The organism is Janthinobacterium sp. LM6, from assembly GCF_002002885.1.
GTDB lineage: Bacteria > Pseudomonadota > Gammaproteobacteria > Burkholderiales > Burkholderiaceae_D > Janthinobacterium > Janthinobacterium kumbetense.
This window is the reverse complement of the sequence record NZ_CP019510.1, coordinates 754,758-776,356: the sequence shown is the minus strand read 5'-3', so window position 1 is coordinate 776,356 and position 21,599 is coordinate 754,758. Positions and strand designations below refer to the sequence as shown.

The window sequence follows — 21,599 nt, the reverse complement described above, 5'->3', positions numbered from 1 at the left end:
AAGCAGGCGCCGCCTCTACGGTGCCCGTTTCCCCTTACGTCAAGGACAGGAGAATGTCAGTCTAAACGGGTAACTGGTGGCGTTACCCAGCGGCGTCGTCACTGTTACATTAAACGTGCTGACCACATTCGCTACACAATTTGTCGGCGTCAGGCTGTTAATTGTAACGGCATGCCGGCCTCCCTGGTTACCTTGAATGTTGCCTCCGGTACGGTCATCCACGCCAAGCGTGTTGTGCGGATAGATATTTTGTATGCTGTCCGGAGTGATGGATCCAACGCCATTGATCATATTCGTGATCGCGACCGTGGTCCCGGAGGGCATGGGGTTTTGATGCAAATCGCTGAATCTCAAGCTGAATTGACGCACTGCAGCAGCTGAAACGCTTCCAAGATCATAGGTGCTGCGATCCAGGCTGACCTGGGCCGACTGATCGAACAGCGTGACATTTTCGGGACGGCTGCCGCTCAGGAAGATGGCGATCTTCGCGAACAACGTCTTGCTGCCGTCCGAAGTGCTGGCGCAGACGGTGGCAAGACCGGGCCACAGGCTGTCGGCCGTGCCGCCATTGCTGACATCATTGCAGGGCGTGACAGGTGGATTGGTCGCCACACGCGGGTTCTGGCTGCGGAAGTCGACCGAGCAGCCGCCGTTCATGGTGGTGCAGCCGCCCATGCTGGACGAGCCGATGGCGCCCAAATTGCTCTGAAATACCACCGGCGTGCCGTCAGGAACAGGGTTGCCCGCTTGGTCTGCCAGCAAGATAGTGACGGTCGTGGCAGGGGTGCCTAAGGGGCTGTCATACGACCAACCTTCCACGCTGGACTTGACGGAGCTGAGCGAAAACGCCGTTTGCACAGGCAAACCCGTCGTTACCAGGATGGAATCGGACAAGGTAGAAATGCCAGAGGCCAGGCTGGCCTTGACACGGAAGGTGGTCGGGGTGGTGCCGGAATTGACGGTGGTGATGACGTCACCATTGGCATCCGTGGTGTCTTTCACTTTATTGAGCGTCATGCCAGGGCCGTTCAACAACGAAAACGTCACTTCCTGGCCGACCAGCGGTTTGTTGAAAGTATCGAATACGCGGAAAGTGAGCGTAGCCATTTCCGTGCGCGCTATGCCGCCCTGCCCTTGAATCACGATCGATTTGCCTACCGGACTGACGCTGGAAAATTGTACCGATGCCGGCGCGACGCGGCCGATCGGCAGCGTCGCGTGATACATGGAAGCGCTGCCCGCCACTGTGGCATTGACCATATCGTAGTCATTGCAACCCAGGTCGCGGAAAACAGCTGTGGCCTTGCCATTGACTACCGGCACGCCGCTGGTCACGCTAGCCTTGCCGGCCTGCACGCAAGTCGAACTGAAATTTACCGTCTGGCCTGATCCCGTGTACAGGCTGGTGCCAGCCATGACATCAACCGTGACGTTGGTGGTGCCATAGGCCGGGATGCTGGCGGGCGAAAACCGCATGTTCTCCGCACTCAGGTCAGTGGCTCCCAGCACATAATTGATCTGGCTGCTGGCAACGGCACCATTGGCCGTCGTGGTCGCCCGCAACGTGGCGGCGCCGCTAGCCGACAGACTGAAAGGACGCAGCGTTACGCTGGCCGTACCTGTCGCATCGGTCAGTGCCGTCCCTACCGATGGTGACATCACTGCCATGGTATTGTCAGTCGAGAATGCCACCAACACGTCGCTGATCGGTTTTCCGTTCAAATCGGTCACCAACGCCTTGGCCGTCAGCGGCATGGCGCTCGACAGCGCGTTACTGGCGCTGCCGCCATTGAGCAGCGCCAGTGTCATTTTGGCGCCCGATGCCTGCGCCGCCCTGACTTCATAGCTCGCGTCGCCGGTGACCGTGGCGGTGCCCGCCGGGACAGTGGCCGTCAGCTTGCCCGCACCTGCTATCGACGCATTCAAGGCCGAGACGGTGATACTGGCATAGCCCTTGGCGTCGGTCAGCGCCGTGCCGTTGGTCGATGACAGCTTTACCAGTGTGGCGTCGGAGGCGAAAGTGACGACCGCATTGCTGACCGGAGCGCCATTTTTATCGATCACCAGCGCCTTGGCCGTCAGCGGCGCAGTGCTGCTTAGCGTACTGGCAGGCTGGTCGGCCGCGTTCAACAGGCTCACCGTGACCGTCGCGGCCACACCACCAGTGGTACCACCGCCCTTGCCGCCATCGATGGTCGGATCACCGCCACCGCCGCCGCAAGCGGCCAGCACAGTGCTCATGACCAGCAAGAGCAGCCAATTCGATATCCTACTCCAAGAAGTATTGCCTAAAGAGAAATTCCGCATAGTCGCCATCAGTCCGCTTTCGTTTGCATTGTTACTTAAACGTAAAGATGTGACATTAACGTGTTGCTGGCCGATCTGCCACTATTTTCGGCGTAATAAACACCATCAGTTCGGTTTTTTCTTGACTGCGGCCCGTGCTGCGGAAAAAAACACCGAGCACGGGGATGTCGCCCAGCAGCGGCACCTTGCTGTCCGTACCCCGTTCGGACTGCTGATAAATGCCACCCAGCACCACCGTGCCGCCGTCTTCCACCATCACTTGCGTGCGCACGTGCTTGGTGTCGATGGCGAAGCCGGAACGCGTTTCCTGGCCCACGCTATCCTTGTTGACGTCCACTTCCAGCACCACGTTGCCGTCCGGCGTGATCTGCGGCGTGACTTCCAGGCGCAGGTTCGCCTTGCGAAACGTGATCGACGTGGCGCCGCTGCTGGTGGCCACCTGGTAGGGCAGCTCGATGCCCTGCTCGATCAGCGCCAGCACCTTGTCGGCCGTCACCACGCGGGGGCTGGAAATGATCTTGCCCCTGCCATCGGCTTCCAGCGCGGACAATTCCAGGTTCAGAAAACGGTTGGCGGCCGCCGAAAACAGGCTCAGGGCGAAACTGGCCGGCTGCAAGCCATTGATGCTGGCGGCCGGCAAGTTGACAAATTGCGTGTTCGGCACGAAGGCGCCGGCGCCGGCCACCGTTTGCCCCGTCGCCTCGCCCACGCCCTGGTAACTGCCGCCGATGGCCGCGCGGCGCCCGCTGCCGCCCAGGGAAAAGCCGGGCACCTGACCTGCCGCCAGCCGCTGGTCCGTAAAACCGAGGCGCGCGCCCAGATTGCGGCTGAAACTGTCATTCGCCTCGACGATGCGCGCCTCGATCATGACTTGTCGCGTGGCAACATCCGTCTTGGCGATCAGCTGACGGATCTGTTCCAGGCGCGCCGGCACGTCCGTCACGAACAATTGATTCGTGCGCGGCTCGATCAGCACGCTGCCACGGCGCGACAGCAGGCGGCTGCGCCCTTCTCCCGCGTCCAGGGCGAACACCGTGCGGAACGCTTCAGCCTTCTGGTAATTGAGCTGGAAGATGGCCGATTGTAGGGGTTCGAGTTCGGCGATCTGCGCGCGCGTTTCGAGCTCCAGCTTTTCGCGCGCCAGCATTTCCTCGCGCGGCGCGATCCACAGCACGTTACCATTGCGCCGCATGTCCAGCCCTTTCGCCTGCAGCAGCACGTCGAGCGCCTGGTCCCACGGCAAGTCGCGCAGGCGCAGGGTCACGTTGCCTGCCACGCTGTCGCTGGCGACGATATTTTGCCCTGACGCATCGGCCAGGATGTGCAGGGCCGCGCGCACGCCCACGTTCTGGAAGTCGACGGAGATTTTCTCGCCGGCATATAAACGCGGCGCCGACACGTGCACCACGGCTTCCTGGGCAAGGCCGCCGGCATGCAGACACAGCATGGCGGCCAGCAGCATGCGGCGCGGCCTCATGGCGCCGCCTCGGGCAGGCTGGCCTTCGCAGCCGCCCCCGCCGCCTGCAAGGCCAGGCTGCCGCGCCGCTCGCGCCAGGGACCATCCGCCTCGCGCAGCAGTTCACGGTACTGCACCGCCTGTTCACTGATATCCGTCACCATGCCGTGGTCTTGCCCCAGATACTGGCCTACCGCCACCCGGTACACGCGCTGGCCCGCCAGCAGCAGCGCGCTCAGGCGCCCATCCTGCTGCACGCTGCCGACCATGTTGATGGCCGGCAAGGCCACGCTTTCCAGCGGTTCGCGCACGCGCCGCGGGTCGGGTCCCGTCACGGCGCCCCGCTGCCCCGGCGCGCCGGCCAGCGGCAAGGCGCCAAAAGGATCGGCCAGGGCGGCGGCCGCGTACGGCTGCGGCGCGACAGCGACAAGCGGACGCCATGCCGCAGCGGATACGGCCGCCTTGGGCGCCAAGGCGGCTTGTGCCGCCCGCTCCCCCGCTTCGGGCAAGCGATACGCGTACAGCACGGCATCGAGGGTCAGCAGACGATCCTTGCCGAGGCTCAAGGCCAGCCCATGCACCGTGACGATGCGCGGCAGAAGCGCCAGGTCCGCCAGCAGCGCGCCCATGGCGTGGTAGCCGCCGCGCAACTGTATGGCGATCGGCAAGGCGACATACGGCGCTTGCGGCTGGGCCGCGCCGGGCTTGAACAGGGAAAATTGCAAACCCCGCGACTGGCCTGCGGTATTAATCTGTGTCAACAACAGCGCCATCGCCTGCTGGTCGGGCAGTTGCTGTTCCAGCAAGGCCAGCTCGGCGCCGGCCTGGCGCTGCTGTGCGCGCCAATGCGGCAACTGCTGCGCCCTGGCTTGCGCCGACAGATATGCGGTGCGCAGGCGGACCTCCTCGTCTTGCCCCGCCTGCATGGCCGCAAACAGTCCATCCAGCCACGCGAGGTGCAGCAGGGCCGCCGCCAGCGTACCAGCCAGGGCGGCGCAAGCGAGGCGTGCGGGTAGCGGCCACAGCGACGCAATCTTCAAGCTCAGCATGATCAACCTCCAGGACTAGGGTGCCAAAGCCAGCCGTACCGTCCATTCCACGGCGCCATCGGCAACGCCGCGCACTTCCACCAATTCCGGCCGGGACCAGGGCGCCGCCTGTTCTAGGCCCAGCAGCAATGCCGCGACCTTGTCCTGCGACGCAGCCTGCCCCTGCAAGCGCACCATCGTCGTTTCCTGGCGCACACTGTGCAAGGCCACGCCAGCCGGCATCGCCCGCGCCAGCGCGTCCAGCATGCGCACCCAGGCATTGCGTTGCTGTTGCAAACTGGCCATGGCTTGCTGGCGCAACAGCAGCGCCGCCGTCTCGCCCTGCACCCGCTGGCCCGCGACAAGCACGGCATCGACTTGCTGCATGGCACTGCGCCAGCCCTCCTGGCGGCGCAGTTGCGCGTCGAGCTGGTACCGCAGCCAGGCGCCCGTCGCCAGGGCCAGCAGCAGTCCCAGCAGCGCCCCGCCCGCCAGCTGCCACAGCAGCAACTGAATACGCCTGCGCCGCGCCACGGGGCGATACGGCAACAGGTTGATGCGCTGCACTTGCGCCCGGATCGTCATCGGGCGTACCGGTGCAGGGCCAGGCCCCAGGCCAGCTGGTAGGCCACGCCACCGTCGGGCAGGGCTTGCCAGCCAGCCTGCGCGAGCGCCGCCTGCAAGGCCATTGCCTCGCTATCCATGACGACGGCCTGCAAGCCCGCCGCCGTGGCCGCATCGAGACGGCGCTGCACGCTGGCGCGCCGTGCCGCCACCAGCAGCACGTCGACCTCCTTGCCTGTTGCGCCAGCCAGCGGCGGCGCGGGACCGAGTATGAAAAAATCCAGGCTGGCATCTTCCAGCGCAAACGGCATGTATTGGGCCGCTTCCAGTTCCACGAGGATTTCCAGCTGTTCCTCCGGCAATCCGGCCGGCAGGCGGATCGCATGCGTGATCAGGGCCGTGGCCGGCATGGCCAGCGCCACCCGCGTGCAGGCGCTGCCACTGTCGCGGTGGGCCAGGCGCAAGGCATCGGCCAGGCCCTCCGTGTCCTCGACATTGCCTTCCAGTATCACGCCGGGCGTCAGCGCGGCGGCGCCGCAATGCCGGCACGACAATCTTCCCCGCCGGCGCCTCAACTCGACCACGCGCACGGCATCGTCCGCGATGTCGACGCCCAGCAAGCCGATGCCAAGAAAATTGCTGATGGACATGTTTTTCATAGAGAAACGTCAGCGTGGGAGAGGTTCCTGCCATCCGACAGCCTAGTCCCGGCGGCGCTGGCTTGTAAATGGATTTCAGGCCGGAGTCTGCGGCGCGCGGTGCCTATCTGGCCGAGCCCTGATCTGGCGCAGAATAATTGTTACCAAATCCTGGTTGCCAGCGGGCCAATACACGCTTATATAGAGTATCGGCAAGTTTCGACTGTCCCTCCGGCAAGCGCCACGGCGCGCTGCCACCCTGGCAAGCTCGCTTATAATTGGCCGGCATAATTAACCGAAAGACATACGACGCATGACATCTTCAAAATCCGCTGGCCCCGCTGGCTCGAAGCCGCCCACCAAGGGCAGCAAACCCAAACGTTTCCTGCTGATGGCCCTGGTATCGCTGCTGGGCCTGGGCATCGTCGGCGTCTTGCTGGTGGTCTTTGGCCTGGCCATGGCCTATCCGAACCTGCCGGCGCTCGATACCTTGACCGATTACAAGCCAAAGATGCCGCTGCGCGTGTTCACGTCCGACAGTGTGCTGATCGGCGAATTCGGCGAGGAACGGCGCAACATGGTGCACATCAAGGATATTCCCGATGTCATGAAGAAAGCCGTGCTGGCCATCGAGGATGACCGTTTCTATGAGCATGGCGGCGTCGATTACCTCGGTATCACGCGCGCGGCCCTGCATAACCTGACGGGCGGCGCCAAGCAAGGCGCCTCGACCATCACGCAGCAGGTGGCGCGCAATTTCTTCCTGTCCAGCGAACAGACCCTGAAACGCAAGGCGTATGAAGTCTTGCTGGCCTGGAAGATCGAAAAAAACCTCAGCAAGGACCAGATCCTCGAAGTGTATATGAACCAGATTTATCTGGGACAGCGCGCCTATGGCTTCGCCTCGGCTGCACAAATCTATTTCGGCAAGAACATCCAGGATCTCACCGTGGCGGAAGCGGCCATGCTGGCCGGCTTGCCGAAAGCGCCGTCGGCCTACAACCCCGTCGTCAATCCGAAACGCGCGCGCATGCGCCAGCAATACATCCTGCAACGCATGGCACAGCTGGGCTACATCACGCCGGCGCAGTACGAAGAAGCGAAAAATGAAGAGCTGAAAGTGAAAACCGACAGCAGCGCCTTCGGCGTGCATGCGGAATACGTGTCGGAAATGGCGCGCCAGCTGGTCTACGAGCAATTCAAGGAAGATACCTATACGCGCGGCCTGAACGTCTACACCACCATCACCAAGGCCGACCAGGACGCCGCCTACATCGCCTTGCGCAAGGGCGTGATGGATTACGAGAAACGCCACGGCTACCGCGGCCCGGAAGCGTATATCGAGATTCCGAAAACCAAGGCCGAAGCCGATGACGCGATCGAAACGGAACTGGCCGACCATCCGGACAGCGACGACATCATCGCCGCCATGGTGCTGCAAGCGTCGCCCAAATCGTTGCAGGCCGTCACCTCGGCCGGCGAGGAAATCACGATTACCGGCCCCGGCCTGACCTTCGGCGCGGCCTGGCTGTCGGAAAAAGCGGCGCCGAACCGCCGCATCAAGCGCGGCGCCGTGATCCGCGTCATGCAGGAAGGCAACACCTGGGTCTTGACGCAGATGCCGGAAGTGCAATCGGCATTCGTCTCGGCCAGCACCACGGACGGCGCCATCCGCGCCATGGTGGGCGGCTTCGATTACAACCGCAACAAGTTCAACCACGTCACGCAGGCGTGGCGCCAGCCCGGTTCGGCTTTCAAGCCCTTCATCTATTCCGCTTCGCTGGAACGGGGCCTGTCGCCGGCCACCATCATCAACGATGCGCCGATCTCGTTCGATGCGGGCCAGACGGGCGGCCAGGCGTGGGAACCGAAGAACTACGACAGCAAATACGATGGTCCGATGACCATGCGCAAGGGCTTGATGAAATCGAAGAACATGATTTCCATCCGCATCCTGCACAAGATCGGCGCCAAATATGGCCAGGAATACGCGACGCGCTTCGGCTTTGACGCGGACAAGAACCCGCCCTACCTGACCCTGGCCCTGGGCGCAGGCAACGTGACGCCGCTGCAGATGGCGGGCGCGTATGCCGTGTTCGCCAATGGCGGCTACAAGATCAACCCGTATCTGATCGCCAAGGTAACCGATAGCGACGGCAATGTCTTGTCACAAGCCAAGCCGGACCTGGCGGGCGAGGAAGCCAACCGCGTCATCGACGAGCGCAATGCCTTCATGATGAACAGCATGCTCAACGATGTCGTGCGCTTCGGCACGGCCAACAAGGCCATGGCCTTGAAGCGCCCTGACCTGGCCGGCAAGACAGGCACGACCAACGATTCCATCGACGCGTGGTTCGCCGGCTACCAGGCCAAGCTGGTGGGTATCGCCTGGATCGGCTACGACCAGCCGCGCAACCTGGGCAACCGGGAAACGGGCGGCGGCCTGGCCTTGCCGATCTGGATCAGCTACATGGCGAAAGCCCTGAAAAGCATTCCCGTCGAGGAACGCGCCGTGCCGGAAGGCCTGATCCACGTGGGCGACGAGTATTACTATGCGGAAAATCCGCCGGGCACGGGCGTAGGCAGCCTGGAAGGCGCGGCGCGCGGCACGCCGGAGGAAGAAAAAGCGAAAGAAGCCGTCAAGAACGAGTTGTTTTAAGATCGTTTGATGCAAAAAGGGCAGACTGAAGAGTCTGCCCTTTTTTTATGGCGCGCGGCTAAGACAATTACTTCAATACGACTGCCGTGCCTGCCTGCTCGCTGGCCATGGCCGACAGGGCCGCAAACAGTTCCGAGCCGTCGCGCGTGTTGCGCCATTCGTCATCCACGCGCCTGTAGTGGAAACCGCCGGAACGGGCAGCCACCCACATTTCACGCATGGGGGCCTGGCTGTTGACGATGATTTTCGTGCCGTTATCGATGAATTCGATTTCCAGCACATTGCCGCTGCGGCTGCATTCGACGTCGAGCACGTCTTCATCGTTCAGCCGGTCCAGCGCCGCCTCGATCTGGGTCAGGGTGGCTTCGGCCAGGGCCAGGAATTCCGATTCACTCATGCTACACTCCAAAGATCTTAATCAAACCGTGATTCTAATCGTGAAGTCATCCTCAGCGTTTTATATCGGCACCGCCATTGTGGTTTCTAGCGTCCTGGCCGGCTGCGGCCAGCCCGGCCCCCTGTACCTGCCCAAGCCGCCAGCGGCCAAGGGTGCGCCGGCAAAAGGCCCGGTCGAACCGGCGCCCGTGCCGCCGCCACCGGTCATCGTGCCAGCCACCTAAACGGCACGCACCGGGGTGGCTGCCTTGGCCGCCCTGGCGTTCTTTTCTCGCTTACCCCAGGCGAAAACCACGCGGATTAACAGCAGTAACGCGACGATGACACCGAACAGTATCGGTTGCGCGAAATTGTGCTTGCCCGCCTTCATCCACCAGAAGTGCAGGATGCCCAGCGGCGCGATGATGTAGATCAAGCGGTGCAGCCACTGCCAGCGCTTGCCCCCCAGGCGTTTCACCATGCCGTTCGTGCTCGTCACGGCCAGCGGGATCAGCAGCACGAAAGCGATGAAACCCACGGTGATGAACGGCCGCTTGAGTACATCCTTCCACATTTCCTGCACATCAAAAAAGTGATCGAACCATAAAAACGTGGTGAAGTGCAGCGCCGCGTAGAAAAACGCGAACAGGCCCAGCATGCGCCGCAGCTTGATCAGCCAATTCCATTGCGTGAAGCGCCGCAAGGGCGTCACCGCCAGGCTGATGCAGATAAAATACAGGGTCCAGTCGCCCGTGCCGCGCGTGATGAATTCCAGCGGCTCCACCAGTTGCCCCGTGTACGTCAGCCAGACCATGCGCGCGAACGGCAGCAGCGCCAGCAAAAAGATCAGGCTTTTCAGCAGCGACAACTGCTTGCTCGTGGGATTGATGGCCATGACCGTCCTTAAAAGAACTTCTTCAGATCCATGCCCGCGTACAAGGAAGCGACATCGTTGTAGCCATTGAACATCAGGGTCTTGCGCTTACGCGTGAGAAAACCGTCTTCGCCGATGCGCCGCTCGGAAGCCTGCGACCAGCGCGGATGGTCGACGTTCGGGTTCACATTCGAGTAAAAACCGTATTCGGACGGCGCCGACAGGTTCCAGGACGTGCGCGGCTGTTCCTTGACGAAACGGATCTTGACAATAGATTTGGCGGACTTGAAACCATATTTCCACGGCAACACCATGCGCACGGGCGCGCCATTCTGGTTCGGCAAGGTTTCGCCATACATGCCCAGGGTCAGCAGCGCCAGCGGATGGTTCGCTTCATCGATGCGCAAGCCTTCCGTGTAGGGCCACTGCAGCACGCGGCTGCCCACGCCCGGCATCTGTTTCTTGTCGGCCAGGGTGATGAATTCCACATACTTGGCATTGCCCGTCGGTTCGACCTTCTTGATGATTTCCGAGAAGGAATAACCGACCCACGGGATGACCATCGACCAGCCTTCCACGCAGCGCAGCCGGTAGACGCGCTCTTCCAGTGGCGCCAGCTTCAGCAGCGCGTCCAGGTCCAGGGTCATGGGTTTCCTGACTTCGCCCTCGATGCTGACCGTCCACGGACGCGTGCGCAGGGTGCCCGCGTTTTGCGCCGGGTCGCTCTTGTCCGTGCCGAACTCGTAGAAATTGTTGTAGCTGGTGGCGTCTTTATAGGCCGTCTGCTTTTCCAGCGCCGAATAGGCGGGATTCAGTTTGGCAGCCAGCTTGGGATTGGTGCCTTGCGCGAAGGCTTCGCGGGTGGCCATTTCCAGCAGGGCCGCACTGGACATCGTGCCCAGCGCCACTTGCTTGATGAAACTGCGGCGCGATTCGAACACGGCGCGCGGCGTAATTTCGGAAGAATACGGCAACTCAATGCCGTTGGGACTGCGCTTGATCAACATGGCGGCTCCGGGAAAAGGTGATTATTTGTACCTTACACCAGTTTTCCCGGGCCGTTCATGACGCTTCTGTCATTAAAGCTTGCCGTAAGAATGCAGGCCGGAGAGAAACATATTCACGCCCAGGAAGGCAAACGTCGTCACCAGCAAGCCCACCAGCGCCCACCACGAGGCGACGCGGCCGCGCAAGCCTGTCATCAAGCGCATGTGCAGCCAGGCGGCATAGTTGAGCCAGACGATCAGCGCCCACGTTTCTTTCGGGTCCCACGACCAGTAGCCGCCCCATGCTTCGGCCGCCCACAGGGCGCCCAGGATGGTCGCTACCGTGAAGAAAGCGAAGCCCACGGAAATGGCCTTGTACATCACGTCGTCGAGCACTTCCAGCGACGGCAGGCGATCGACCAGGTAGCCGCTCGATTTGAGCAGGTAGGCCGCCGCCACCATGGCCGACAGGGCGAAGGTGCCATAGCCGATGAAGTTGGCCGGCACGTGGATCTTCATCCACCAGCTTTGCAGGGCCGGCACCAGCGGCTGGATTTCGGCCGCGTCGCGCGTGACCGTGTACCACATCAGGAACACGACGGCTGCCGAAATGACCAGCATGACGAAGGCGCCCAGCTGGCGCGTCGCGTAGTGCTGCTCGTAATACAGGTAGAACATGGCCGTGATCAGGGAAAACAGGATGAACACTTCATACAGGTTCGACACGGGAATATGGCCCACGTCGGCGCCGATCAGGTAAGACTCGTACCAGCGCACCAGCATGCCCGTCAGACCCAGCACCACGCCGGCCCAGCACAGCAGGGAGCCGACGGACGAGCCGAATTCCGAGCGCGCCACCAGGCCAATCCAGTAGAACAGGGTCGACAGCACGAACAGGGTGCCCATCCACAGGATGGCGGACTGGCTCGACAAGATGTATTTCAGGAAGAATTTCTGATTCGCCATCTCCAGGTGGCCGCTATACAGCTCGATGGCGAACAGCGACAGCACGGCTGCCACGGGGATCAGCCAGCGCACGGGCTTCCAGTACCAGCCCAGCCACGCGAACGTGGGCGCCGCGGCCAGCAGGATGGCTTTTTCGTAGATATCCATGAAGGCGCCAAAGCGCATCAGGCCGAACAGGGAGGCGGCCAGCAAGCCGGCGCCATACAGCCAATCGATCAGGCTCAGGCGCTTGAAAAATCCTGGTTCCTGCGTATATATTTGCTTGTTTGCCAATTCCATCATTTTCTCCATTCCCGGCGACGCGCAAGCGTCCCAGACACAGCGCAGCTTACGCCGATTGCGGCAGCTTTGCCTTCAAGTTCTCAAATTCTTTTTCAAAATCCAGGGTCTTGCGTTGCGTGCTCATGGCCATCAGGGCCTCGCTGCCGCCGTCCGCATCCTTGATCCACACCCACAGGCGGCGCTCGCGGATATAAAACATGGAAAATACGCCGATCACGAGGAACAGGCAACCGAGGTAGACCACGCTCTTGCCCGGCGAACGCGTCACTTGCAGCACGGACGCCTTGATTTCCGTGAAGTCGTCGAGTTGCAGATACACGGGCGCGCCATAGAAGAAGCTGTCGGACAGCGCATTCGTGGCCAGCTGCAGGAAGCGGCCGTGCTTGTCATCGGCCTCGATGGCCTTCAAGCCATCCTGGGCGCGCGCCGCCTGCCACAAGTCCCACAGGCTGCCATTGAGGATCTTCATGAAGATATCGGCCGCTTTTTCTTGCTCGGCGGCAGGAATTTTCTCCAGGAAACGTGAAATGGCGAGGAAACCGCCCTCTTGCCCATTGCCAGCAAAGATGCCCAGGCTCTTCGCCGCCGATTCCTGCAACTGGCCGCGCAAGGCTTCCGCGCCCGCCTGCGGCATGGCGCGCGCCGCATAGCGCGTGGCGGCCTGCTGGCGCAGCGCGGGATCTTGCAGCGCGGCACGCAAGCGCATCCATTCGTTCACGCTGTAATTGTCATCTGCGGGAATGCGCAGATAGCTGAACGGATCGCTCGGGTTGACGCGCATGCCGGCCAGGAACACCGTCGTGCCATCCACGGCGACCGGCTGCATGTAGTTCTGGTACTCGCGTGCCTGGCCCGTCTTGTCGCGCAATTTGTATTGCACCGAGGGGCCCACGTTCTTGAGGTCCTTATTGTTCGCGTTCTTCGCGGCCGAGCCCAGGCGTTTATCGAGGCCGACGGCGAATTTATCGTTAAAACTTTCCGCCTTGTTGACGGCGCGCACATCCTGGCCCGCGCTGAGGTTTTCCACGTTGAAGGGACGGAAACCCGACCATTCCACCGTGTAGGAATTGCCGTCGCTGCGCTCGAGCGGCGTGCTGCCGCCCACTTCGCCGCCGATATCGAAGCGCTTCGTCGTCTTGCCCGTCATGGGATAACCCGTCAACTTGAGCTTGCTGCCGCCATCCTCAAAGCTGGACTGGTACAGGGCCAGGCCCTTGTACAGCAGAGGCTGGTTGACTTTAATGGTTGCTGGGAAACTTTCCCCCGTCGCATGGTCGGTGACGACCACGTCGCTGGCAAACAGCTTGGGCATGCCCGTGCTGTAGAAATCGATGTGGAATTTCTTCAGCAGGATGGTGATGGGCAGATCCTGGATCAGCACGCCATCGGCCTGGGGAATGATGGCCGTGTTGCTCGACGAGCCTTCCGGGATCATGGTATTGCCGCGGAACGTGGGGTTCGACAGGCTCAGACGGTGCTGGGCGGGAATGTCGGCGATCACGCCGCTGCCGGAAAATGGCGTCTTGCCAAAGAACCATTGCTGTACGCGGATCGGCATTTCCGAGTCGAGCAAGCCGCCCACGCAGATGATGACGATGGCGCCGTGGGCAAAGATATAGCCCCATTTATTGGCCGCGCCCCGCTTGGCGGCCACCAGGGTGGCGTTGTCCTTCTCGACCACCTTGGCACCGTAGCCGGCGTCTTTCAGGCGCATCACCATCTGCTGGGCCAGCACGGCGCGCGGCAGCGGCGCCTGCCATTCCAGCTTGTGGTGGAAATTGCGCAGCGATTGCTCGCGCACGGTTTCGCGCCAGCTGCGCATGTCCTTGAGCATCTTCGGCGCATTGCGCACGATGCACAGCGAGGTCGAGGCGACCAGAAAACCCATGATGACGAGGAACCACCAGGCCGAATACACGGAATACAGGCTCAGCTTGTCGAAAACGGTGAACCAGAACGGCCCGAACTGGTTGACATAATTGGGCATGGGCTCGTTTTGCTTGAGCACGGTGCCGATGATGGACGCGACGGCGATCAGGGTCAGCAGGCTGATGGCAAAGCGCATCGACGAGACCAGCTCGACGAATTCAGCCAGGCTGCGGCGTTGGGTCTTTAACTCGATTCCGGTCGTGCCTGTGCTCATACGTGGATACTCATACGGGATATGCAATCTTCAAGAAAATGGGGCATGGAGCTGATAGTTTCTCCGCGCAAGGCGGCAGCATACTCCTGTTTGGCCCCTGCCATAAAAAAGGGCAGCCTGTGGAGACGGCCGCCCTTGTTCATGCACGCTGGTGCGCCTGGCAATCTCTTGCCACTATGAAAACTTACTTCAGGCCGGCGATGTAATCGGCAACGGCGGCGATCTCGTCATCCGACATGCGGGCGGCGATGGTGTGCATTTGCGCGCTGTTTTTGCGGGCATCAGCCTTGGTGCTGCGGAACATGGTCAGCTGGGCCACCGTGTAATCCTGGTGCTGGCCGGCGATGCGCGGGTACTGGACGGGAATGCCATTGCCCGTCGCGCCATGACAGCTGGCGCAGGCGGCAACTTGCTTGGAAGCAATGCCACCACGGTAGATTTTCTTGCCCAGGTCGATCGTATCCTTGTTTTTCGCGGCGCCCGGCTTGGACAGCTGCGCGCCCAGGTAGGCGGCGATATTCTTCTTGTCGGCGTCGCTGAGCATCTTCGCGTACGTCGTCATGACGGGCTGGCTGCGCTCCGGCGTGGTGAAGTCGACCAATTGCTTGTAGATATAGCTTTCGTGCTGACCGGCCAGTTTCGGATTGACCGTGATGGTCGAATTGCCGGCCGCGCCATGGCAGGAGACGCAGGCAGGCAAGCCGCGCGCCGCGTCGCCATCGGCGTACAGGGTGGCGCCCTTGGCGGCGTCGGCCTTAACGGCCGGTTTCGCTGCTTCGACCGCGGAGGCAGTTGCCGATACAGCCAGCAAAGCGAGCAGCATGGATTTGATAAACGGTGAAAACGCACGATTCATTCAGGCACCCTGAGACAGTGAGAAATTAGTGGTGGACATTGCCGCGCCCTGTGGATTTTTGCTTTATTTTCAGGGCCGCAAGCCGCATCGCTGCTACGCCGGCAACAATAAACAACCCCTTATTGTACAATAGCTTCTTGGCGTTATCGCTCCCTTATCGCTCCCTTTTGTTGCTTTACTACTCCCATGTCAAAACTCTGGCAAGCCCGCTTCTTTACGACCGTCAACCAATTGCGTGACCTGCCCGATACCACGGTGCCGGAAATCGCCTTTGCCGGCCGCTCCAATGCCGGTAAATCGACCGCCATCAACATCTTGTGTAATCAGAAAGGCTTGGCGTTCGCCTCCAAGACACCTGGCCGTACCCAGCACATCAACTACTTCTCCATCGGCGGCGCCCACGTGGCGCAGCACCGCAAGGATGCCACCATCGTCGAAGAGATCGAATGCCTGCTGGTCGACTTGCCGGGCTACGGCTACGCGGAAGTGTCGGGCTCGGCCAAATTGCACTGGCAGCGCCTGCTGGGCGACTACGTGCAGCGCCGCGAGCAATTGGCGGGTTTGATCCTGATCATGGATTCGCGCCGCCCGTTCACCGACCTGGACATTCAAATGCTGGAATGGTTCGCCCCGACGGGCAAACCGATCCACTGCATCCTGACCAAGGTCGATAAGCTGAACCGTAATGAATCCGTGAACGCCTTGCGCCAGGCGAAAGCCAAGCTCGACAGCTATGTGGATGAAGACGGCGTCGGCTTCCCGTTCACCGTGCAACTGTTCTCGGCCTTGAAAAGAGTCGGCATCGACGAAGCCAACGACAAGATCATGGAACTGGCCGGCATCAGCGAAGACGGCGCGGCCCAGATGGTCGAACTGATCGACATGGAAGACGACGTCGAGCCGGAATCGGACAAACCGGCTTGATCGAGATCAACGCTGCGTAAAAAAGGCTGCCCGTTCGCACGGTGCAGCCTTTTTTTATTGCCGTCAGTTTGACGAGCGCCTAGCGCCGTCCCGGCCCTGGCCGTTTCTCGGAAAAGAATTCCTGGCGCAGGAAAGCCATCAGCTCGGCAGTATCTTCCACGCGGGCGCTGAGGTTGACGTTACGTCCCAGGCGGCGCGATTCCCACACGAAGTCGCCGGGTTTTTCGGCACGGATCAGCTGGATCATCTTCTTCAGGATGGCCGTTTCGATATCGGGCTCATTGCCCAACTCCACTTTTTCCTGCTTCAGCCAGTTGCGCTTGAAGTTGCCGTTCCAGCCCTTGAACTTGACTTCCGCGCTGAACGAGGTCTGGTTGACGATGGAAAACACGCCGCCCGAATCCTCGCGGTCGCTGCCGGAATTGCGTCCCTGGGCGCCGGCGATATTCGCCTTGGCCACGCGCATGGCGCGGTCGTTTTCACTTTCCTCGGCCGGCGGCGCGGGATTTTGCGCCTGACGCTGCTTGCGGCGCTGCTCGATCATCGAACTCATGTCTTCAGCGGGCGGCGGCGGCAACGGTACTTTCGACACCAGCGGCGGCGTGAACGTTTCCAGTTTCGGCTTGTCGCGCGGCACGTCTTTCGTGACCACGCGCTTGCTCGGCGCCGGTGGCGGTTTTACCTTGGCCACTTTCGTGTCCTTCGGTTTCGGCGTGGGTTTCGGTTGCGGCTTCGGTTGCGGCTTGTCTTTCAGCGGCGCAATGTAGACCATCGCGCTTTCCTTCTTCGGCGGCGGGATCTTTTCAATCTTGTCGCTACGCAACAGGACATACGCCGCCAGCAGCACGTGCAGCAAGACGGACACGCCGAGCGCCACCTTGCGCATGGTGCTGGTCCTGGACCCGTAGGCCGGTGGTGGCTGGATGACTTGCCCGCAGGTGGGGCAAACATCGGAATCGGCAGCCATCAAATGGGTCGTGTCATGCAAAATGAATCGTGCTTTCTGTGTAGCGACAAAAGTAATCTTACAGGGCAGCCATAGTGCCAGAGTCCCTTGCTTTTGGGAACACTTCCTCGGCATTTCCAACCCGAAGCGTACAGGATAGCGACTTTCCTTGCAGCGGTATCAGCGTACCCTAGCCGTGCCTTGACGGTTGTTACCGTATGTATCACGGCCCATACAAAACCGGCGCCGCATTCACTCAGGAACGGGGCGCCGGCGGTGGCCGTGTGGCGGATCAGGCCTTGTTGTCGAGCGCCACCAATTGCTCGTCCGTCAACGGTCCCGTGCCGCTGTACTTGTCCAGGAACAGATAGATCACGGGCGTGATGAACAGGGTAATGACTTGCGAAAAGAGCAAGCCGCCGACCACGGCCAGGCCCAGCGGCTGGCGCAGCTCGGCGCCGGCGCCCAGGCCCAGGGCAATCGGCAAGGCGCCCATCAAGGCCGCCGCCGTGGTCATCATGATGGGACGGAAACGCAGGATGCAAGCCTGGCGGATGGCCTCCGCCGGCGCCAGCCCGTCGTTGCGCTGCGCATGCAGGGCAAAGTCGATCATCATGATGGCGTTTTTCTTGACGATGCCGATCAGCATCAAAATGCCGATGATGGCGATCATGGTCAGATCCATGCCGAACAGGCGCAGGGTCAGCAGCGCCCCCACGGCCGCCGACGGCAAGCCGGCCAGGATGGTCAGCGGGTGGATATAGCTTTCATACAGCACGCCGAGCAGCACATAGATCACGGCCAGCGCGGCAATGATGAGGATGATCTGGCTGGACTGCGAGCTCTGGAACACGGCCGCGTCGCCGCCGTAGCGCGTGATGATGGAGGCCGGCAAGCTCATGTCCTTGGCCATCGCATCGATCCTGCCCGTGGCGATGCCCAGCGGCACGTCCGGCGCCAGGTTGAAGGCGATGGTAACAGCCTGCAACTGTCCCTGGTGATTCACGGACGTGGGACCGATCGTGCGTTCCACATAGGCAATACTCGACAGTTTCACCAGCTCGCCCGTCTTGCTGCGCACGGACACGCGCGTGAGCGCATCGTCGTACTGGCGATCCGCCGTGGCCGCCTCCAGGATCACGTAATAGCTGGCTGCCGACGAATAGATGGTCGACACTTGCCGCTCGCCAAAGGCGCTGTACAGGGCCGTGCGGATGTCGGACATCTGCACGCCCAGCAGGTTGGCCTTGTCGCGGTCGATCCTGAGCGACGCCTGCAAGCCCTTGATCTGTGAATCGCTGGTGACGTCGCGGAAGGCCGGATCCGTGCGCATGCCGGCAATAAACTTTTCCGCCCAGTCATTCAAGGCGTCGGGGCTGACGCTTTGCAAGGTGTATTGGTAGCGGCTCTTGCTCTGGCGCCCGCCCAGCTGCAAGTTTTGCACGGGACGGAAATACACGGCCATGCCGGGCACGGTGCTCGTCGCGCGGCGCAGGTTCTCCAGCACCACGGGCATTTTCGGCCGCTCGCTGCGCGGTTTCAAGACCATGAACATGCGTCCCGTGTTGCCGCCGCCGACGAACGAGGTCACATCCTGCACGCTGGGGTCCGCCATGAGCACGGCCGCCACGCGGGCTTGCAAGTCTTGCAACGCCGCCGAGGAAATGTCTTCCGACGCTTCCGTATTCACCTGGATCTGGCCCAGGTCTTCTTCGGGGAAGAAACCTTTCGGTATCGTGGCGTACAACAACACCGTCAGCGCAAAAGTACATACGGCAACGAACAACACCACGTTGCGGTGCGCCAGGGCCTTGTCGAGCAGATGCACATAGCCGTTGCGCAATTTCGTGAAACCCGCTTCGAAATGGCGGCCGATGAAGGTTTTTTCGCCATGGCTGGGGTCGCTGTCATTGTGCTCGCGCGAATCGGCAGGCAGGAAGCGGCTGGCCAGCATCGGCACCAGGGTCAGCGACACGATGGCGGACACCAGCACGGCCAGCGAAACGACCACGGCGAACTCATGGAACAGCAAGCCGATCACGCCCGGCATGAAGAAGATGGGGATGAACACGGCCACCAGCGAGACGGAAATCGAGATGATGGTAAAGCCCATCTCTTTTGCCCCTTCCAGGGCCGCGCGTATCGGTTTCTTGCCCATCTCGATATGGCGCACGATATTTTCCAGCACCACGATGGCATCGTCGACAACCAAGCCGACGGCCAGGGTAATGCCCAGCAGCGAGACGTTGTCGAGGCTGTAGCCGAGCCAGTACAGCAGGGCCAGGGCGCCCAGCAGGGAAATCGGCATGGTGACGGCAGGAATGAAGGTGGCGGCCGCGCGGTGCAGGAACAAAAAGATCACCAGCACCACCAGCACCACGGTCAGGGCCAGCGTCAGATTGACGTCGTGGATGGCTTCGCGTATCGACAGCGAACGGTCGTTAACCAGGCTGATCTGTATCGATTGCGGCAATTGCTCCTTGAACCCTGGCAACAAACGGCGCACGCCGTCGACCACTTGCACGGTGTTGGCATCCGGTTGGCGCTGCACCATCAGGCTGATCGAACGCTCGCCGTTGAAACTGCCGACGGCCTTGATCGATTGAAAGCTGTCTTCCACCTCGGCCACGTCCTTCAGGCGCACGGGCTGGCCGTTGCGGCTGGCGACGATCAATTCGGCAAAATCGGCCGCTTTCATCATTTGCGGATTGCCCTGGATGGTCAGGGTCTGGCTCGGGCCGTCAAGGATGCCCAGCGGGGAATTCGTGTTCGAAGTACGCAAGGCAGTGGCCAGTTCGTCCATCGTCAGGTTGCGCGCATTCATCAGGTCGGCACGGGCGCGCACGCGCACGGCAAAGCGCTTCTGGCCATTCACGATCACCTGGGCGACGCCAGGCAGGGTCGACAGGCTCGGGGCGATCAGGTTTTCCGCATAATCATTGAGATCCGACAAGTTCAGCGATGGCGACGTCATCTGGATGAACAGCACCGGCGCATCGGCGGGATTGACCTTGCGGTAGGATGGCAAGTCCGTCATTTCCGTCGGTAACTGGCGCTGCGCGCGCAGCAGCGCGGCCTGCACGTCGACGGCCGCCTCGTTGACATTGATGCTGGCGTCAAATTCCAGGGTCAGCGAGGTATTGCCCAGCGTGCTCGTGGACGTGATCAGGCTGAGGCCTGAAATGGTGGAAAATTGTTTTTCCAGTGGCAAGGCCACCGACGAGGCCATGGTTTCCGGGCTGGCGCCGGCCAGGTCGGCGCTGACGTTGATGACGGGCGTGTTGTAGCTCGGCAAGGCCGCCACAGGAATTTGCAGGTAGGCCAGCACGCCGGCCAGGATGATGGAGAGGGACAGCAGCACCACCATGACGGGGCGGCGGATGCTCAGTTCGGACAGGTTCATGCTGGCTTGCCCTGCGGTGCGGCGGCGCCATCGGCGGCCTTGTGTTTTTCCGCCAGGCGCACCTTGCTGCCTGGACGCAAGTTCTGCTTGCCATCGACGATGACTTTTTCATCGCCGCTCAATCCGGTGACGACGGCGCTCGGTCCGAATGCATACACGCGGGTAATCTTGCGCATCTTGGCCGTACTATCCGCCTCCATCGAATACACAAAGGTGCCGGAAGTACTCGTGATGATGGCGTTCTGCGGGATCACCAGCGCATCCTGGAGGGTGCGCACGGTCAGCTGCGTATTCACGTACTGGCCTGGCCACAAATCGGTGCCGCCATTATTGAAACGCGCCTTGATCCGGATCACGCCTGTGGCGGAATCGACGGCATTGTCGATAAAGTTCAGTTTGCCGTCGAGCTGCTTGCCGCCTGCATCGGACAACAGCGCCGTGACAGGTACCTCGCCCGCCTTTTGCGCCGCCAGCAAGCCGGACAGGCTGCTTTCCGGCAAGGTGAACGACACGTCGATCGGGTCGAGCTGGGTGATGCTGGTGAGCGACGTGGTCGGCTGCACCAGGCTGCCCGCATAGACATTGATGGCCCCTACCCTGCCCGCTTGCGGCGCGCGCAGGACGGTGTAGCTGGAGTCGACCTGGGCGGCGCGCAAGGCGGCCTGGTCGGCGGCCAGCAAGGCGCGTGCCGCGTCGAGCTGGCTTTGCAAGGTATCCACGGCGCCCTGGGCGATGAAATTCTTGCTCAGCAAATCCTGGCTGCGCTTGAGCTGGCGCTCGAAGTCCTGCACCGAGGCGCGGTCGCGCAAGACCTGCGCCTGCGCCTTGTCGACATTCGCATGCTCGCTGCGCGCGTCCAGCGTAAACATCAGCTCGCCCTGCTTGACGAACTGGCCTTCGCGGATATGCACCTTGGTAATCGTGCTGGTCGTCTGCGGGTGCAGGTCGACACTGCTGATCGGCATCACGCTGCCATTGGCTTGCAACACCATCGGCACGTCCTGGCGCACCGGCGTGACCACGCTCACCGTCGTCGGCGCCTGTCCGCCCTTGCCCCCTTTGCCATCCTGCCCACCGCTCGGCGCGCCGGACTGATGGTTGAAATACCAGATGCCGCCGCCGATACACAGGGCCGCACCCACGAGGATTGCCAGACTAGTCTTTTTCATTGTTCTGTCACGCTGTCGCAGCG

The 21,599-nt window shown here is 61.6% G+C and carries 16 protein-coding genes and 1 pseudogene; 3 read left to right on the top strand and 14 right to left on the bottom strand.

Annotated features, from left to right (window positions below):
• Positions 1-39 precede the first annotated feature (39 nt).
• The 5 genes and pseudogenes from BZG29_RS03420 to pilM all read right to left on the bottom strand — a co-directional run bounded on the left by BZG29_RS03420 (position 40) and on the right by pilM (position 6,005).
• Positions 40-2,241, bottom strand: coding sequence for a hypothetical protein (locus BZG29_RS03420; protein ID WP_171984931.1), 2,202 nt, complete (start codon positions 2,239-2,241; stop codon positions 40-42).
• Between the two features lie 121 nt (positions 2,242-2,362).
• Positions 2,363-3,694: pseudogene (locus BZG29_RS03415) on the bottom strand (type IV pilus secretin PilQ family protein); the annotation flags it as partial.
• Positions 3,695-3,780: 86 nt separating this feature from the next.
• Positions 3,781-4,812: a pilus assembly protein PilP gene (locus BZG29_RS03410; protein ID WP_077398872.1), complete on the bottom strand. Its 1,032-nt coding sequence runs from the start codon at positions 4,810-4,812 to the stop codon at positions 3,781-3,783.
• A gap of 15 nt (positions 4,813-4,827) precedes the next feature.
• Positions 4,828-5,376, bottom strand: coding sequence for a PilN domain-containing protein (locus tag BZG29_RS03405; protein ID WP_077398870.1), 549 nt, complete (start codon positions 5,374-5,376; stop codon positions 4,828-4,830).
• A complete protein-coding gene (gene pilM / locus BZG29_RS03400) occupies positions 5,373-6,005 on the bottom strand; it encodes a pilus assembly protein PilM (protein WP_171984930.1) in 633 nt (210 codons plus the stop codon). Before pilM ends, BZG29_RS03405 begins: the two co-directional genes overlap by 4 nt.
• Before the next feature lie 301 nt (positions 6,006-6,306).
• Between pilM and BZG29_RS03395 the strand changes: the two genes are divergently transcribed.
• Positions 6,307-8,652: a penicillin-binding protein 1A gene (locus tag BZG29_RS03395; RefSeq protein ID WP_077398866.1), complete on the top strand. Its 2,346-nt coding sequence runs from the start codon at positions 6,307-6,309 to the stop codon at positions 8,650-8,652.
• A gap of 67 nt (positions 8,653-8,719) precedes the next feature.
• Here the strand turns inward: BZG29_RS03395 and cyaY are convergent, their stop codons facing one another.
• A complete protein-coding gene (gene cyaY / locus BZG29_RS03390; RefSeq protein ID WP_077398864.1) occupies positions 8,720-9,049 on the bottom strand; it encodes an iron donor protein CyaY in 330 nt (109 codons plus the stop codon).
• A gap of 40 nt (positions 9,050-9,089) precedes the next feature.
• On the opposite strand from cyaY, the gene BZG29_RS03385 reads away from it, so the two are divergent.
• A complete protein-coding gene (locus BZG29_RS03385; RefSeq protein WP_034778304.1) occupies positions 9,090-9,272 on the top strand; it encodes a lipoprotein in 183 nt (60 codons plus the stop codon).
• Here the strand turns inward: BZG29_RS03385 and BZG29_RS03380 are convergent.
• The 5 genes from BZG29_RS03380 to BZG29_RS03360 all read right to left on the bottom strand — a co-directional run bounded on the left by BZG29_RS03380 (position 9,269) and on the right by BZG29_RS03360 (position 15,134).
• The gene (locus BZG29_RS03380) at positions 9,269-9,922 is read right to left on the bottom strand and encodes a protein-methionine-sulfoxide reductase heme-binding subunit MsrQ (RefSeq protein WP_077398862.1); all 654 of its coding nucleotides are present in this window, start codon (positions 9,920-9,922) and stop codon (positions 9,269-9,271) included. The genes BZG29_RS03385 and BZG29_RS03380 overlap by 4 nt on opposite strands.
• An 8-nt stretch (positions 9,923-9,930) precedes the next feature.
• Positions 9,931-10,908 carry a protein-methionine-sulfoxide reductase catalytic subunit MsrP gene (gene msrP / locus BZG29_RS03375; protein WP_077398861.1) on the bottom strand — a complete coding sequence of 326 codons (978 nt, stop codon included), beginning with the start codon at positions 10,906-10,908 and terminating at the stop codon, positions 9,931-9,933.
• A gap of 72 nt (positions 10,909-10,980) precedes the next feature.
• Positions 10,981-12,132: a c-type cytochrome biogenesis protein CcsB gene (gene ccsB, locus BZG29_RS03370; protein ID WP_077398859.1), complete on the bottom strand. Its 1,152-nt coding sequence runs from the start codon at positions 12,130-12,132 to the stop codon at positions 10,981-10,983.
• Between the two features lie 49 nt (positions 12,133-12,181).
• A complete protein-coding gene (locus BZG29_RS03365; protein ID WP_077398857.1) occupies positions 12,182-14,278 on the bottom strand; it encodes a cytochrome c biogenesis protein ResB in 2,097 nt (698 codons plus the stop codon).
• Positions 14,279-14,462: 184 nt separating this feature from the next.
• A complete protein-coding gene (locus BZG29_RS03360; protein WP_077398855.1) occupies positions 14,463-15,134 on the bottom strand; it encodes a c-type cytochrome in 672 nt (223 codons plus the stop codon).
• A 186-nt stretch (positions 15,135-15,320) separates the two neighbouring features.
• Between BZG29_RS03360 and yihA the strand changes: the two genes are divergently transcribed.
• The gene (gene yihA, locus BZG29_RS03355) at positions 15,321-16,058 is read left to right on the top strand and encodes a ribosome biogenesis GTP-binding protein YihA/YsxC (RefSeq protein ID WP_077398853.1); all 738 of its coding nucleotides are present in this window, start codon (positions 15,321-15,323) and stop codon (positions 16,056-16,058) included.
• Positions 16,059-16,137: 79 nt separating this feature from the next.
• Here yihA and BZG29_RS03350 read toward each other — a convergent pair whose 3' ends face one another.
• From BZG29_RS03350 to BZG29_RS03340, 3 genes are all read right to left on the bottom strand, one after another.
• Positions 16,138-17,025 (bottom strand): hypothetical protein, encoded by an 888-nt coding sequence (locus BZG29_RS03350; RefSeq protein ID WP_253192768.1) that lies wholly within the window; start codon positions 17,023-17,025, stop codon positions 16,138-16,140.
• 271 nt (positions 17,026-17,296) lie between these two features.
• Positions 17,297-20,407, bottom strand: coding sequence for an efflux RND transporter permease subunit (locus tag BZG29_RS03345; protein WP_077398850.1), 3,111 nt, complete (start codon positions 20,405-20,407; stop codon positions 17,297-17,299).
• The gene (locus tag BZG29_RS03340) at positions 20,404-21,576 is read right to left on the bottom strand and encodes an efflux RND transporter periplasmic adaptor subunit (protein ID WP_077398848.1); all 1,173 of its coding nucleotides are present in this window, start codon (positions 21,574-21,576) and stop codon (positions 20,404-20,406) included. The genes BZG29_RS03345 and BZG29_RS03340 overlap by 4 nt, the downstream gene beginning before the upstream one ends.
• Between the last annotated feature and the right edge of the window lie 23 nt (positions 21,577-21,599).